Source organism: Bacillus sp. ZY-1-1 (genome assembly GCF_003047165.1).
Classification (GTDB): Bacteria; Bacillota; Bacilli; order Bacillales; family Bacillaceae; genus Bacillus; species Bacillus velezensis.
The window spans coordinates 298,660-313,718 of the sequence record NZ_CP027061.1 but is presented as its reverse complement, the minus strand read 5'-3'; the positions used below and the strand labels follow the sequence as shown (position 1 = coordinate 313,718).

Annotated in this window: 14 protein-coding genes; all 14 read right to left on the bottom strand. The window is 49.9% G+C overall.

Translation table 11 applies throughout. The features are described 5' to 3' along the window. Positions 1–18: 18 nt before the first annotated feature. On the bottom strand, positions 19–1,437 hold the full coding sequence (locus C5I45_RS01585; RefSeq protein WP_015387546.1) for an amino acid permease: 1,419 nt from the start codon (positions 1,435–1,437) through the stop codon (positions 19–21). A gap of 24 nt (positions 1,438–1,461) precedes the next feature. Further along, positions 1,462–3,144 carry a M20 family metallopeptidase gene (locus C5I45_RS01580; RefSeq protein ID WP_107994189.1) on the bottom strand — a complete coding sequence of 561 codons (1,683 nt, stop codon included), beginning with the start codon at positions 3,142–3,144 and terminating at the stop codon, positions 1,462–1,464. Positions 3,145–3,215: 71 nt separating this feature from the next. Further along, on the bottom strand, positions 3,216–4,763 hold the full coding sequence (gene pruA / locus C5I45_RS01575) for an L-glutamate gamma-semialdehyde dehydrogenase (RefSeq protein ID WP_052586865.1): 1,548 nt from the start codon (positions 4,761–4,763) through the stop codon (positions 3,216–3,218). Between the two features lie 207 nt (positions 4,764–4,970). Further along, entirely contained in the window at positions 4,971–6,257 is a 1,287-nt protein-coding gene (locus C5I45_RS01570) for a Glu/Leu/Phe/Val family dehydrogenase (RefSeq protein ID WP_107994188.1), read from the bottom strand. A 185-nt stretch (positions 6,258–6,442) separates the two neighbouring features. Beyond that, positions 6,443–6,904 carry a biofilm surface layer hydrophobin BslB gene (gene bslB / locus C5I45_RS01565; protein WP_003150988.1) on the bottom strand — a complete coding sequence of 154 codons (462 nt, stop codon included), beginning with the start codon at positions 6,902–6,904 and terminating at the stop codon, positions 6,443–6,445. 215 nt (positions 6,905–7,119) lie between these two features. Beyond that, the gene (locus C5I45_RS01560; protein ID WP_015387544.1) at positions 7,120–7,575 is read right to left on the bottom strand and encodes a dTDP-4-dehydrorhamnose 3,5-epimerase family protein; all 456 of its coding nucleotides are present in this window, start codon (positions 7,573–7,575) and stop codon (positions 7,120–7,122) included. Next, positions 7,572–8,420, bottom strand: coding sequence for a dTDP-4-dehydrorhamnose reductase (rfbD, locus tag C5I45_RS01555; protein ID WP_003150984.1), 849 nt, complete (start codon positions 8,418–8,420; stop codon positions 7,572–7,574). The genes C5I45_RS01560 and rfbD overlap by 4 nt, the downstream gene beginning before the upstream one ends. 20 nt (positions 8,421–8,440) lie before the next feature. Next, complete coding sequence (gene rfbB / locus C5I45_RS01550; RefSeq protein WP_107994187.1) at positions 8,441–9,388, bottom strand: dTDP-glucose 4,6-dehydratase; 948 nt, start codon at positions 9,386–9,388, stop codon at positions 8,441–8,443. Between the two features lie 2 nt (positions 9,389–9,390). After that, complete coding sequence (locus C5I45_RS01545; protein WP_029972897.1) at positions 9,391–10,128, bottom strand: sugar phosphate nucleotidyltransferase; 738 nt, start codon at positions 10,126–10,128, stop codon at positions 9,391–9,393. A 27-nt stretch (positions 10,129–10,155) separates the two neighbouring features. After that, on the bottom strand, positions 10,156–11,160 hold the full coding sequence (locus C5I45_RS01540) for a PseG/SpsG family protein (protein ID WP_095318306.1): 1,005 nt from the start codon (positions 11,158–11,160) through the stop codon (positions 10,156–10,158). Between the two features lies 1 nt (position 11,161). Next, positions 11,162–11,902 (bottom strand): cytidylyltransferase domain-containing protein, encoded by a 741-nt coding sequence (locus C5I45_RS01535; RefSeq protein ID WP_015387540.1) that lies wholly within the window; start codon positions 11,900–11,902, stop codon positions 11,162–11,164. Next, the gene (locus C5I45_RS01530) at positions 11,895–13,016 is read right to left on the bottom strand and encodes an N-acetylneuraminate synthase family protein (RefSeq protein ID WP_044052805.1); all 1,122 of its coding nucleotides are present in this window, start codon (positions 13,014–13,016) and stop codon (positions 11,895–11,897) included. Before C5I45_RS01530 ends, C5I45_RS01535 begins: the two co-directional genes overlap by 8 nt. Next, complete coding sequence (locus tag C5I45_RS01525; RefSeq protein WP_095318305.1) at positions 13,016–13,879, bottom strand: GNAT family N-acetyltransferase; 864 nt, start codon at positions 13,877–13,879, stop codon at positions 13,016–13,018. The genes C5I45_RS01530 and C5I45_RS01525 overlap by 1 nt, the downstream gene beginning before the upstream one ends. Next, complete coding sequence (locus C5I45_RS01520; RefSeq protein ID WP_058906427.1) at positions 13,880–15,049, bottom strand: DegT/DnrJ/EryC1/StrS family aminotransferase; 1,170 nt, start codon at positions 15,047–15,049, stop codon at positions 13,880–13,882. It abuts the gene before it with no gap. Between the last annotated feature and the right edge of the window lie 10 nt (positions 15,050–15,059).

Sequence of the window (15,059 nt, the reverse complement as noted above, 5' to 3'; positions counted from 1 at the left end):
AGCGAAGGGCTTTTTTTCTTATCCGGCAGCGCCTTTTTCCGAAGAAGCCGGCTCACGCTTCAGGCGTTTTTTGATACCGAAGTGATAATACGCGTAACAGATGATCATCAGCGGGACGCCGCAGTACAGACCGATACGCTGGTCGGGGATAAAGATGAGACTGATTAAGATAAGACCGTAAACCGAAAATCCGAGAATCGGCACGATCGGATAAAGAGGCGTTCTAAATGCCAGGTCCTTCAGATTTCCTCCTTCAGCGAGAAAGCGTCTCCGGAAAACGAATTGTGAAGCGCAGATTGACATCCACGCGACGACGGTAATCATACCGGAGATGGAAATGAGCCACACATACACCGTTTCAGCCGCGACTACACTTGTCAGCAGGGATAAACCGGAGATGGCGATGGTGATGAAAAGAGCTTTCAGAGGCACGCCTTTTTTCGTCAGTTTCGTTAAGGAAGCGGGGCCCATCTTAGTTTTTGACAGGGACCACATCATTCTGGACGAAGCGTACAGCCCGGAATTCGCCACCGACAGCATGGCGGTCAGAATGACAAAGTTCATGATATCAGCCGCATAAGGAACGCCGATTTTATCCAGCACAGCCACAAACGGGCTTTCGATGACGCCTGCCGTTTGATACGGCAAAATGGACACGAGAACAAACATCGCCAGCACGAAGAAAAAAAGCGTCCGCCATATGACGTTTCGGATCGAGCGGGGAAGCGTCTTTTCCGGATTTTCGCTTTCTCCCGAGGCGATTCCGACCAGTTCGGTACCCTGGAATGAAAAATTCACCATAACAAGGGTAAACAGCACGGCTTGGGCACCGTTCGGAAAAAGCCCTTTGTCCGTCGTAAAGTTTGACAGATACGGAGCCGTCTGCCCGCCGTTAAAACCGACAAAGCCGAATACCGCAGCGCAGCCGAGAATAATAAACAATACAATGGCCATGACCTTAATGCTGGAAAACCAAAATTCCATTTCCGCAAAACTCCGCGCAGACAGCGCGTTAATGGAAAAAATGACGACGCCAAATACCAGGCACCACACCCAAATCGGAACGGCCGGAAACCATCGCTGCATTAAAATCCCCGCCGACGTCAGCTCAAGCCCCACTGTATTGGCCCAGCTGAATGCGTACATCCATCCGATCGTAAATCCCGTCGACGGCCCGAGAAACTTTGCGGCATACGCCTGAAATGATCCTGCGACCGGCATGGCAACCGCGAGCTCCCCCAAACAAAGCATCACCAGGTACATTAAAAATCCGCCGATCACATAAGCCAATATCGCGCCGATCGGCCCCGCTTCACTGATCGTAAAACCGGAGCCCAGAAAAAGCCCCGTCCCGATCACGCCGCCGAGGGCGATCATAAACAAATGTCGGCCCTTCATCGTGCGCTGCAATTCATTTTGATTGGTATCTCCCTGCATATACATCCCCCTTATTCCGTTATGTCAGCCATTTGTGCGTATGTCTAATCGGCAGCTGTGCAAAAGGTGCATTGTCGTCTGCTGAATGAGTTCCGGCAGCACATGGAATGTGTACGGTTTGTACACGCGTTCCGTCCATTTATGGCCGTCCTTTCCGTATACCCCTATATTGACCGACGGAATATTCAATTCCCTGATTTCATTAAAAGGAATCGTCCCGATGACATCCCAGCCCGGAAAATTATCGGTAAAGGCGGAGACCTCCTCATCTGTTTCATGCAGCGATAAAAAGCTTCCGTCCGCTAAATAAGGGAAAAACTTTTTAAAGACGAATGTTTCTCCGGTTGATGCCGCTGTTTTATCGACCGCTTCTTGAATGACATGCTGCAAAAGCCGGTCCCGTGTGCTTTCTTCCTTCAGATAATTGTGCGGAAGGTAAGGCGGCGCATAGAAAATAATGACCTTGGCTCCCTGCTCAGGATCGAGTTTTTGCAGTTCTTCGACGGCTTTAAAACATCTCATCCGCAGTTCAAGATGTTCATATGTTTTAAATGCCTGCCCGATACACTGTGCAGGGTCTATCCCGCGGCTTCTCAGCCTTTTCAGGTAATCTTCCAGACTGTACACTTGAACGTTCCATGACATCTCTTTTTTCGGCAGGCTCGTTCTCTCACAGTATTCGTCGTAATAATCAGATAATTTTTGTTCTGTCTCTTTGCAGGCTTCATCAGCCACGGCGGTCAGCTGATCCATGACTTCTTTGGCGGTTTTCTCGTAAATAAAATAATTAAAATAGACATAGCTGCTGACGGCGGTCTGCACGTTATACGCCTCCTTATTGTCACGCTGGTAGAGGCAGGTCGGCGGAAGGACAAGCTCCCCTTCAATGTTTTCCGCCATATGAATATTGTTGTGAATTCTTCTGGTGATTTCTGACGCGATCAAATTCGGATCGATGCCGGACAGCGTATCTCCGACATGCACCTCCCGCCCGTAAATCGCAAAGCAAGGCAAAAGCTTCCCTGCCGCGCCCGTGTATATGTACCTTGTCGTGTCACCCTCATACAGCGGCGTGATAAAATCGTTATTAATCGCTGCTAAATAACGAATCTGCTTTTCTTGTTTCAGCCGTTTTAATTCAGAAATGCTGGTTAAAATGCCGGAATGCTGGCTTTCTTCATCCGGGTTTGCCATGAACAGAATATGGCCCGGCAGCTGATCGCGCCGTTCAGAAAAGTGAAGCAGATTGGCGAGATGAACGGCAATACCGCTCTGCATATCAACCGAACCCCTTCCGAACATCCACTCGCCTGAGCGGGCATCCCGCTGCACATCCCGATCAAATTCATAGTTTGAGAAATATTCCGCGAGACGGTCGGAATCAAAAGCGATATCTTTTAAAGGGCCGAAATCCTCGATGCCGACCGTATCAAGATGAGCGTGATAAATGACCGTATTCAGGCTTTCGCCGTTTCCCTCAATAAATGCGAAAATATTTTTGCGGCCGTAAGGGTCCTCAGGAATCGCCTGCTCCCACACATGTGACGGATTCTCCTGAAAGTAGGGAAAGCTCTTGATCATATCTTTGATATAGTCGGCTTTTTTTCCTTCTCCCAATGTGCCGTTGATGCTGTTTAACGCCACCAGTGATTTCGTAATGGCTTCTATTTTCTCCTCCGGAAGCATTTTGCTGAGCTGCTGATACATGTTCCATCCCCCTTACCCTCATATAGAGAAAATAGCGCGACTCTCTTTTTCATCGCGCTATTTCCGAAAGATTAATAGGCTTCAGACGTTGTTTTTGCCTGCATATGAAGAATCAGATAGTCAGGTCCTCCGGCTTTCGAATCGGTTCCTGACATATTGAAGCCGCCGAACGGCTGGTATCCGACAATCGCTCCCGTACAGCCGCGGTTGAAGTATAGATTTCCGACGTGAAAATCTTCGCGGGCGCGTTCAATGTGCGCGCGGGTTTTCGATAACAGAGCGCCCGTCAGTCCGTAATCGGTATTATTGGCAATCTCAAGCATATGGTCGAAATCACGGGCTTTTGAGATCGCGACGACCGGCCCGAAAATTTCCTCCTGCATCAGGCGGGCGTTTTCATCAACATCCGCAAAAATGGTCGGCTGAATAAAGTATCCTTTTGAATCATCACCTTCGCCTCCCGTCAGGAGTTTTCCTTCTGTTTTGCCGATTTCGATATAACTCATGACTTTATTATAAGATGCTTCGTGGATGACTGGCCCCATGTATGTATCAAAATCTTCCGGACTTCCGACGGTGAGTGATTTTGTTAAAGCGACGGCTTTTTCAACAACTTCATCATAGACGTCCTGATGAATGACCGCGCGCGAACCGGCTGAACATTTTTGGCCTGAGAATCCGAAGGCGGAATACACGATTGAGGAAGCGGCAAGATCAAGATCAGCATCTCTGTCTACAAGCACCGTATCTTTCCCTCCCATTTCGGCAATGACCCGTTTCAGCCACTTTTGGCCCGGCTGTACTTTTGCGGCGCGTTCATAGATGCGGCATCCGACCGCGCGGGAGCCTGTAAACGACACAAATCTCGTCTTCGGATGCTCAACCAGATAGTCGCCGATTTCTCCTCCGTCGCCCGGTATGAATTGGAGCACGCCGTCCGGCAGACCCGCTTCTTTCATCACTTCTACGAATTTCGCCGCCACGACAGGCGCCGCATCCGCCGGTTTCAGCAGTATCGTGTTGCCTGTTACGATGGCGGCTGCCGCCGTTCCTGCCATGATCGCAAGCGGGAAGTTGAATGGAGAAATGACAATTCCCACCCCAAGCGGCTCATAGTGATACTGATTATATTCTCCGTCACGGCTCTTTACAGGAGAACCGTCTTTCAGCTTCAGCATCTGACGGGCGTAATACTCTAAAAAGTCGATCGCTTCCGCCGTATCCGCATCCGCTTCCTTCCACGGTTTCCCCGCTTCTTTCACCAGGTACGCGGAGAATTCGTGCTTTCTTCTGCGGATGATCGCCGCCGCCTTAAACAGCACATTCGCGCGGTGTTCCGGCCGTACTTTTTTCCATGTTTGAAATGCCTGCAGCGCAGCCTGCATGGCCTTTTCCGCAAGTTCTTTTCCGGCTGCCGATACAGAACCGATCACTTCTTTTTTATCTGCCGGATTGACGGAAATGATCTTTTTATCCGTTTCAATCGCTTCACCGTTGATGATAAGCGGATAATGCTTGCCGAGCTGTGAATTCACATAAGCCAGCGCATCCTGAAACGATTGTTTATTTGTCTCTTCCTGAAAATTTGTAAATGGTTCGTGTGCGTATGAAACTGTCATTAGAATTCCTCCCCGTATTTTGTAATGTGTGCTCACGCTTAATGAAGATGCAAGAAGCATACCAGCATAGCAATTTGTGATAAAAATAGGAAAATCTTTGCCGAAAGCGGACGAAGCTTGTCCGAATCTGTCAGCTGCAATCTGGAAACGCAAAGAAATTTTGCGATCCGCTATATAACTGATGCAAAATCTCTTTGCGGATAACACTTATACCCAGCCGCGGAACCGGGCCGCTTCAGCCGACTTTCTGATGCCCGTCATATAGGCGGCCAAACGCATATCAACTTTGTGGGTATGCGCTGTCTGATAAATGGATTCAAATGAATTCACCATGACGCTGCGCAGTTTTTGGGCGACTTCTTCCTCAGACCAGTAAAAGCCTTGATTATTTTGCACCCATTCAAAATAAGACACCGTCACGCCGCCGGCGCTTGCCAAAATATCCGGCACGAGAAGCACGCCTCTTTCATTCAGGATTTTCGTGGCGTCTATCGTTGTCGGGCCGTTCGCCGCCTCCACAATGATTGAGGCTTTAATGTGATGGGCGTTTTCAGCCGTTATCTGATTGGAGATTGCGGCAGGCACGAGAATATCACAGTCCTTTTCCAGCAACTCCCGGTTCGTTATGACATCAGAAAAGAGATTCGTCACCGTGCCGAAGCTGTCCCGCTTATCCAGCAGGTAATCAATGTCAAGGCCGTCAGGGTCATACAAAGCCCCGTGGGCGTCTGAGATGCCGATCACCTTGGCGCCGGCGTCATGCATAAATTTAGCGAGAAAGCTCCCCGCGTTTCCGAACCCCTGAATGATGATCCGCGCATTTTCCAACGGAATCCCTTTTTTCTTAACGGCTTCCTCAATACAAATCGTGACACCTTGCGCGGTCGCCGTCTCCCGCCCCTGTGAACCGCCGAGAACAATCGGTTTGCCCGTAATGAATCCCGGTGAATCAAATTCTCTCAGGCGGCTGTATTCGTCCATCATCCATGCCATAATCTGCGAGTTGGTATATACGTCGGGAGCCGGAATATCCTTTGTCGGGCCGACGATCTGGCTGATCGCGCGCACATATCCGCGGCTCAGCCGTTCCAGCTCTCCGAATGACATCGTCCGCGGATCACAGATGATGCCGCCTTTTCCGCCCCCGTAAGGAAGATTTGTGATGCCGCATTTTAAAGTCATCCAGATGGAAAGCGCCTTAACCTCTTCTTCACTGACTTCCGGGTGAAACCGCACGCCCCCTTTTGTCGGGCCGACTGCGTCATTATGCTGTGAGCGGTAGCCCGTGAAAACCTGTACTGAGCCATTGTCCATTTTGACGGGGATGCGTACGGTCAAAAGCCGCATCGGCTCTTTCATCAGTTCATACATATTGTCAGGATAGCCCAGTTTGCGCAGGGCTTCTTTTATGATCGATTGTGTGGACAAGAACAAATTAAGAACTTCTTTTTCTTCATCTTTCTGATTGCTTTTAGAAAGCGGGTTGGCTGACATGTTTTATCACCTCATCGTATTATACGTGTAAGCTTCAATTACCGGCAGAACGAAATGTAAGCGCTTTTACACCAAAACCCATCAATCCCTTTCACTTTGTCGTTACACCCCTTTTTATATGCAAGATTCATGCCAGGATTTTGCGCATAAAAAAAGAGGCTGTTGTCAGCCTCTTTCATCCCGGATTAACGCGGGTCAATAACCAGCTTTGTTTCGGCGTAGAGACTGCCGGCCCCCAAACCGTTTACGTAATCGCCTTTAATTGTATACGTGCCCGCGCGCGGAAGGTTTTTACGCACCAGGACGAGATTGTATTCAGACGCGCCCAATAAGTCAAGGGTAAGCGGAAGTCTGACCGTTTTTCCGTAGTTGAGAATTTGCGTTTCTTTCAGTGTTCTTCCGTTTACAGAGTCCCTCACAGTGGCGTTGAACCCGTCAGGAAATTGAAATTCAACGGCACCGACGGCAAGCAGCGCATTCGGCTTGTATGTGACTTCAATATCTGACGTCGCGTATTCTTTCGTACTATTGACGGTTTTCGCTTCAATAACGGCAGATTGGGCGTTCGCATGAAAAGATGGCAAGAACACAGCTGAAAATACCGCAGCACTGATGAGAAAGGCAGAAAATGATTTTCTTTTTAACATCATGAATTCCTCCAGATCATATAGGATTCAGAGCGTCCTCTGCCGGAAAAGCGTGTCTGATGATTCCATTCGCGAATTGGGTTTCTCTTTTCCTGAGAATAATCTACCACCTTTATCCATGGAAGTAAATTATTTTTTGGAATATTCAATCATTTATTTTTCACGAGATGAACCAGCACAAAAAACGAAGACATCCGCTGTCTTCGTCTTGTGCGCTACCGATGAGCCGTCTGCCAGTCAAATCCGATGCTCTCATCATTCCACGGGATTCTTTTTTCGTCAGGCTGATCCGGATTGTAGGACATTGTCGTGAAATAAATAATGGTCAGCGGGGTTTCGCCCAGCACTCTGTACCCGTGTGCGACGCCTTTGGGAATGAGAAGGAGCATCGGATTGTCTTCTCCCATGTAGTAGACATCCGTTTCTCCCTTGGTTGCCGACTCTTCGCGAAGGTCATGCAGCACGACCTGGGCGTGGCCCGTCGGGAAAAACCACAGGTCATCCTGTTTCTCATGATAGTGAAACGCTTTAATGACGCCGGGATAGCTTTTGGACCAGGAAGCCTGCCCGAAACGCTCTAAGAGATGTTCATCGTCACGGACGAGTTCTGAGAAAAAACCCCGGTCATCGCTGTGTTTGATCAGCTTTTTAATTTTTACGCCTTCGATCACTTGCACTGTCCCTCCCTTTGTAAATAATCCTTTAGCGCTTCCCGCCAATGCCTCATGCCGAGCCCCTGCCGTTCAATCGACTCAAGGCTCAACACCGAGTAAGCGGGGCGCGGCGTCTCATTTCCGTATTCCTCCGTCGTGACGGGCAGCACGGCGGCGGTTCTGCCGCTTTCTTCAAAAATAGCCTTGGCAAATTCATACCAGCTGCACACTCCGCTGTTTGCGGCGTGGTACAAGCCCGGCGGCCTGTCAAACAGACCGATCACCGTTTCGGCTAAATCTTTTGTATACGTCGGCGCTCCGACTTGATCGTTAACGACACGAACCTGATCATGTGTATCCGCAAGTTTCAGCATCGTATTGACAAAGTTGTGCCCGCCGCTGCCGTACACCCACGACGTTCTGATAATGGTGTGGTTTTTTCCCGTTAACCGGATCAGTTCTTCGCCGAGTTTTTTGCTTTTTCCGTAAATCGTGCCCGGATCTGCGGGATCATCGGTCTGGTATGGCCGTGTTCCTTTGCCGCTGAAGACGTAATCGGTGCTGATGTGAATGAATTTCGCGCCGGTGTTTTCAGCCTCAAGCGCGGCATAATAAGCGCCGATTCCGTTTATTAAATACGCTTTGTCGAGCTCCGTTTCACATTTGTCAACGGAGGTGTATGCCGCCGTATTGACGACGATATCCGGCTTGTAATGGCTGAACGAGTGCCGCACCGAACGCTGGTCGGATATGTTCATCATCGCTTTTGTCAAGGCGATCACTTCATACCCTTCCCGCTTCAGCTGGCGGCATAACTCCCGCCCCAGCTGACCGGCCGCTCCGGTTACTAATACCTTCGTCAATCGGATCCCCTTCTTTCCGATTAGTCTTGGCTGTCTGTATACCAGCGAATGGTTCTTCTCATTCCTTCTTCAAATGTGACGTCCTGCCGCCATCCCAGCTCATCTTTCAGCTTTGAAGCATTGATGGCGTAACGGCGGTCATGCCCTTTTCTGTCTTCGACATGAGCAAACCGTTCCTCGACACCGAGCTCCTTCATGATAAATGACGCAAGCTCTTTATTCGTCCGTTCATTTCCTCCGCCGATATTGTAAATTTCGCCTAGTGTTCCTTTTTCCAGCACGAGCTTAATAGCGCGGCAATGATCTTCGGCAAACAGCCAGTCTCTGATCTGCATCCCGTCGCCGTACAGCGGAACCGGCGTGCCGTTTACGGCATGCCTGATAATGGTCGGAATCATTTTCTCGTGGTGCTGGTACGGCCCGTAATTGTTGCTGCATCTCGTAATGATGGCAGGAAGCTTATGGGTTTTCACATAAGACATGACAAGCAGGTCTGAGCTTGCCTTGCTGGCGGAATACGGATTGTTCGGAGAAAGCGGCGTCGTCTCTGTAAAAGCGGGATCATCCGGCGCCAAATCTCCGTACACCTCATCTGTGGAAATGTGAATCAGCCTGCCGGCTTTTCCCTGTAACACCGCGTCGGCCAGTCGGTATGTGCCCATCACATTTGTTGTGATGAACGGCTCTGCCTGATTTATGCTTCTGTCCACATGGGATTCAGCCGCAAAATGAATGACAGCGTCATACATTTGGGAAAAGACTTTGTCAATGTCCTCTTTTTCCGAAATGTCACCTTTGATAAAACGGAAACGGCCGTTCTTTTTTAAGGCTTCTATTTCAAGCGGCCTGCTTGCATACGTGAGATTATCCAGGACGGTAATCTGCGCATCTGTTTCTTTCAGCATCATCTTTGTGAAGGTAAGGCCGATAAATCCGGCGCCCCCTGTAATTAAATATGATTTTGGCATGATTAATGCTCCTGTCCTTTCTGTATTGCCTGATGCGCCAGGCTTCCGGCGAGGTAGAGCGATTCATGCGTGCCCGCATCCACCCACCAGCCCGTTAACACATCATACGTCAGCTCACTGTGTTCAATGTATAAATTATTGACATCCGTAATTTCCAGTTCGCCGCGTTTTGAAGGGGAAATTTGTTCAATATAAGAAAACACTTCTGCATCGTACATGTAGATCCCTGTGACGCATAGTCTGGTCGGCGGCTGCTCCGGCTTTTCAATGATCGACTTGATCCGTTTGTTTTCCTCATCAATCTCTGCGATGCCGAAGCGCTCCGGATCGTCCACTTCTTTCAGCAGCACTTTCGCTCCTTTTCCCTGCTTTGCGAAACGCTCCGTATAAGGTTTTAATGAATCTTCAAAAATATTATCTCCCAAAAGCAGAACGAACGGATCGCGCCCGGTAAACCGCTTTGCGTATGATAAACCGTCGGAAATGCCGGATGCGGCTGGCTGAACCTGATATGTGATTGAGACGCCGAGCTCTTCTCCGGTTTCGAGAAGTTTATGAAATTGCGGAATATATTCTTTTTGCGTAATCAGCAAGATATCCGTAATCCCCGCTTCTTCCAGCTTCATGATCGACCAGTAAATCATCGGATATGGACCGACAGGGAGTAAATGCTTATTGACCGCTTTTGTCAGCGGCATAAGGCGTGAGCCGGTGCCTCCGGCTAAGATAACACCTTTCACATGAACACTTCCTTACGTGTGGTTTTATCACAAATCATAAAGAATCGCCGCCGCCCGTTTGATGCCCCTGCCGTCAACCAGCGGCTTTCCGTTCTGATGAAGCCCGAGCCGTCTCGGATAATCAGCAGCCAGCTCAGACATATGCCGAGCGAGCAAGTCCGCCGCGGTGTGTTCTCCCAGTCCGAGATGAACGGCGGCCTCTCGTGCGGCGAATTTTTCCGCCGTCTCAGTTTGATGCTCCACTTGAGAAAGAACGATGCAGGGCACACCTGTACAAATGGTCTCATATAAAGTGATCCCGCCGGACACGACGGCCATATCAGTCCTCGTGAGAAGCGCGGCCATGTCATTTGTCTGCCTTACCATCTCGGTATAAGGCATTTGTGTGAGATGCGCGCGCACGTCATCAGCATGAGGCGCCGCGCCGCCCATGACGATGATCACTCGTTTCCGCTGAATATCAGGGATGCGGCGGCATGCTTCCATCACTTTAAAGACAAGCTTCTTCGGGTCACTTCCTCCTAAAGAGACCAATATGGTCCGGCATTCTTTTCTCAGCTGATAGAGCTGCTTTGCTTTTTCAAAACCCGGATGAAGAATCATATAATCCGGGCCTTCATATACCGCGGCGCTGCCCATTTGAACCGTCCGGCTTTTCAGCCCGCCGTAAATGCCGTTTATAACGGCATCGCATAAATGAATGACATGTTCCCTCTTTTCTTCAAATAAGACGATACGAGCCGATGAATGCTTTTTGATTTCCTCCAGCCAGTCACACGGCATATCGAGCAGATCGAATATGAGAAGGTCGGGAGCCCGCGTGTTTATTTCCCGGACAATAAATTCCTTCTGTCCCTTGTCAGGCTTGATGATCACTTCCCATTGATCAGATGACAGATAAGAAGAAGCCTCTTTATTTGTGTAGAACGTTATTGAGCAGTTGTTCTTAATGGCACCGGCAAGCAGCTTCATCCGAACCGCGTGCCCCATGCCGATGTCACGGCCCCCGTCCGCGAAAATCAAAACCCGCATGCTAATCAGCCTCTTTTTGCCGGATCATTTGATTAATAGCCCTGAGCTCCGGATCACGATTCAGCAGATGGATCAATTCTTTTGCCGGAATATCAGGACGCGAGCCCGCTTTTACGTACAGCTCGCGGGCCAGCCTGTAGTCCTCTTCTGTATCGACGGTCATCCGCAAGTGAGGAGCCCGGAGTTCCTGCGGGGGCTCAGGAAAGAGAAGCCGGTACCTCTCAGGGGATTCTCTTATCAAAAGGGTGACATGCTCCTGATATTTGTCCGCCAGCGTTTTGTCCGCATTGATCTCCGTTAAAAGGCGCGCGTTCACCGCCTCGCCGCCGATCCCGAGCGGTGTACCGCAGATATACGTGTAGTCTGCGTGCTGATCTAAATGCGATTGAATCAGAAAATCAAGCAGCGAAGGGTCGACAAACGGGTTATCCCCCGTCAGTCTGACTGCGATGTCCGGTTTTACTTGTTCGATGACTTGTGCAAACCGGTCAAGCACACGCTGTTCGCTGCCGCGGTGGACACGGTAGCGGTTGCTGAGGCAGTGCGCAGACAGAATGTCGTCGGTCTTGCTGTCAGACGCGGCGACGATCAGATTATCCCGTGATTGATCGTAAAACGCACTTTGACGAACCCTTTTGACAATCATATCGAGGATCGTATACCCGCCGATCGGTTTCAGCACTTTGCCGGGAAGACGCCCGCTTCCCATCCGCGCCTGAATGATAAACAAAATGTCAGTCATCATATGGGCTGCCTTTCGTCAAAAGGTCATCCCAAGTGATGCCCGTGTCGGCGGGGATATCCCTGACCGCGCGCGCGCCGTCAGTTAAAAGCTCAAAATATCTCGGGTGAAGCCCCTGCGGTTTTTGGCCGGGACGAAGGACGGCAAGGTTTTCCGCCGTAAAACATTCGCCTTTTTGAATCGGCGCTGTTGAAAAAATGCCTCTGTAAGCAAACCTTCTGATATCCCCTTCAATCGGTGTCGTCGTTTTATGGGAACTTCCCGACAGCACTTCCGGCACCGGAGCGTGATACCCCTGCCGCAGCTCCGCTTCAACTGAGCGGATCGCCGCAACCATTTCTTTTAATTCATCCGGATTGAGGGCGAAGGAGTGATCAGCACCGGGCAGGTTTTTATCGATCGTAAAATGCTTTTCAATCAGTTTCGCTCCGAGCCTGACAGCCGCGCACGGCACATCATACGGATGGGCGCTGTGATCGGAGAAACCGATCACAGCATCCGGGAATGCGGCGGCAAGCATGGGAATGACGCTTAGATTGCTGTATTCAGGCGGCGCGGGATATTTCGCCACACAATGCATGATCGCAATTTCTTTGTTCCCCTCGCCGGTAATGGTTTGGTAAGCCTCCTGAATATCTGAAATATCAGCGCCCGCGGTGGAAAAGATAATCGGGGTCTTCAGCCCCGCGACATATTTCAATAACGGCAGATGGTTCAGCTCGTAGGAGGCGATTTTAAAAGCTGAAGGGGAAGTCGCATACAGTAAGTCGGCAGAGCCTTCGTCACATACCGTGCTTAAAAACAGCACGCCTTTTTTCTTACAATATTCAAGCAGCGGTTCGATCCACTCAGCGGGCATTTCCATTGATTGCACCAAAGAAAAAATAGAGACGTTTTTTCCCGCAGCGGTTTTGTATAAGCCGGGGTCTTTCTGATACATTTTGTCAGCCTGAAACATTTGGAACTTGACCGCGTCCGCGCCGGCCTCACTGGCCGCATCTATCAATTCAAACGCCTGGCTCAGTTTTCCGTCATGATTAATTCCGGCTTCGGCGATGATGAATACGGGCGAACCTTCGCCGATTGACTTCGTTCCGATTTTGCATGATGCCATCAGTCCGCCTCCTTCCCGGGCCACACATGATAGTAATAATAGGACGCATCCGCTTTAAATCCCATTCTTTCATACAGGCGGATGGCTCTTACATTGTGGAGCTGCGTTCCCGCTGATACAGTCTTATGCTGAAAGCGCAATGATTGTTCAATCACGTGCGCCGCTAAATGGAATCCCGCTCCTTTTCCTTCAAAGCCCGGCTTTACCGCCATCAGATCAAGGACGAATTCATCGCCTTTAGACAGCCCCTGAACAAAGCCCGCGGTCTCTCCCTTATATTTGGCGAGGAATTGTAACGAAGCTCTGCCTTCCGCGTTATTCCGCGCCCACTCTTCAAACAGACGGTTTGCACTTTTATAGCTGAGATGGGGGTCCTGATAATACCTGCTTTTTGTAAAGGCGTCGCGGGCCAGCCGGCTGATCGCTTCCGTGTCGCCGGGTCCGGCTTCTGTAATCTCAAACGGCGGCGTGCTGTTATATACACGCACCGGACTGACGAGCTTGAGAAGACTCCCTACAAAATAAGCGTTCGGAAGCGACTGCACGACCTGCATCGCGCCGATATCTTCAGCCGGTATTTTAATAAATATAAAATCAGTGCCGTCCGCCCGCCTTGCTGCGTAAAATTCCTGAAACAGCCTTTTGAGCTGTCCGGTGCTGTTTGCGGCTGCAAGCTTCACATTGATGATATTTTTTCGGAACAATTGACTTTCCCACGAAGAGTTTTCATATAAAATCACGCCTTGAAGGCTGTTTTCTTCCAATAAACAGAGCGACGATTCATAGGCTTCCGGCTTAATGCCCTTCTGATGCAGGAAGGCATGAATCATGTCCTGTGCAAGATTTTCTCTCAGTCTGTACACCTAATCAGCCCCTTTGACGATATCCGTAACGGCTGCAATGACGTATTCAACGTCATCATCTGTCATTGACGGATAAAGAGGGAGTGATACGGTGCGGTGATAATACGCGGCCGCGGCCGGAAAATCAGTTTCCTTATATCCGTACGTTTTTTGATAATACGGATGGAACGGAACCGGAATAAAATGAACACTTGTGCCGATATTATATTGGTTTTTCAAAGCGGAAATCAGATCGTTCCGGCTGATCCCGGCCTCCTGCTCCTCTATTTGAAGAACATACAGATGCCATGCATGCCGCCCGTCATCACTGACATATGGGACAGTGAGCCCTTTCATGTCTCTGAAAGCGTCCTGGTAGCGGCTTGCAATTTCAGCCCTTCTTTGCTGCATGCTGTCAATCCGTTTCAGCTGATGAAGCCCAAGCGCTGCCTGAAGATCAAACATATTCATTTTATAGCCGGGCGTTTCGACCTCGTAGTACCAGCTTCCGTTTGAAGAATAGCGGTTCCACGCGCCTTTGCTCATGCCGTGAAGGCTGAGCACCCTGATCTGATCGGCAAGCCCGTCATCGTCCGTCGTCAGCATGCCGCCTTCACCGGTTGCCAGGTTTTTTGTCGCGTAGAAGCTGAATGCCGTCGCATCACCGATTGATCCGATCATTTTCTGTTTATAAGTGGTATACACGGCATGTGCGGCATCCTCTAAGACAAATAACTGATGCTTTTCGGCAATGGCCAGAATCTGATCCATATCACACGACTGGCCGGCGAAATGAACGGGTACAATCGCTTTTGTCCGCGGGGTGACGGCCGCCTCAATTTTTTCAGGGTCTGCATTCAGCGTAAGCGGATCGATGTCAGCAAACACCGGAACGGCGCCTGTGTGCACGATTGTATTGGCTGTTGAACTGAACGTCACGGCAGACGTGATGACCTCGTCGCCGGGACCGATCCCTTTCGCTTTCAGGGCCAAAAACAAAGCGGCGGTACATGAGTTCAGCGCGATCGCATGCTTTGCGCCCGTCCAGGCGGCAAAGGCTTTTTCAAACGCCTCTACTTTCGGTCCCTTTGAAAGCCAGCCCGATTCAAGTGTATCAATAACCTCCTGAATTTCGTCCTTCCCGATCATGGGCAATGAATAGGGAAGAAAAGCTGATCTTTTTTGCACCATTTTTTTTGCG

Coding starts and splice junctions, on each gene's coding strand:
- C5I45_RS01585 (WP_015387546.1), bottom strand. CDS start 1,437: ATGCAGGGAGATACCAATCAAAATGAATTGCAGCGCACGATGAAGGGC.
- C5I45_RS01580 (WP_107994189.1), bottom strand. CDS start 3,144: ATGTATCAGCAGCTCAGCAAAATGCTTCCGGAGGAGAAAATAGAAGCC.
- pruA (WP_052586865.1), bottom strand. CDS start 4,763: ATGACAGTTTCATACGCACACGAACCATTTACAAATTTTCAGGAAGAG.
- C5I45_RS01570 (WP_107994188.1), bottom strand. CDS start 6,257: ATGTCAGCCAACCCGCTTTCTAAAAGCAATCAGAAAGATGAAGAAAAA.
- bslB (WP_003150988.1), bottom strand. CDS start 6,904: ATGTTAAAAAGAAAATCATTTTCTGCCTTTCTCATCAGTGCTGCGGTA.
- rfbB (WP_107994187.1), bottom strand. CDS start 9,388: ATGCCAAAATCATATTTAATTACAGGGGGCGCCGGATTTATCGGCCTT.
- C5I45_RS01540 (WP_095318306.1), bottom strand. CDS start 11,160: ATGCGGGTTTTGATTTTCGCGGACGGGGGCCGTGACATCGGCATGGGG.
- C5I45_RS01535 (WP_015387540.1), bottom strand. CDS start 11,902: ATGACTGACATTTTGTTTATCATTCAGGCGCGGATGGGAAGCGGGCGT.
- C5I45_RS01530 (WP_044052805.1), bottom strand. CDS start 13,016: ATGGCATCATGCAAAATCGGAACGAAGTCAATCGGCGAAGGTTCGCCC.
- C5I45_RS01520 (WP_058906427.1), bottom strand. CDS start 15,049: ATGGTGCAAAAAAGATCAGCTTTTCTTCCCTATTCATTGCCCATGATC.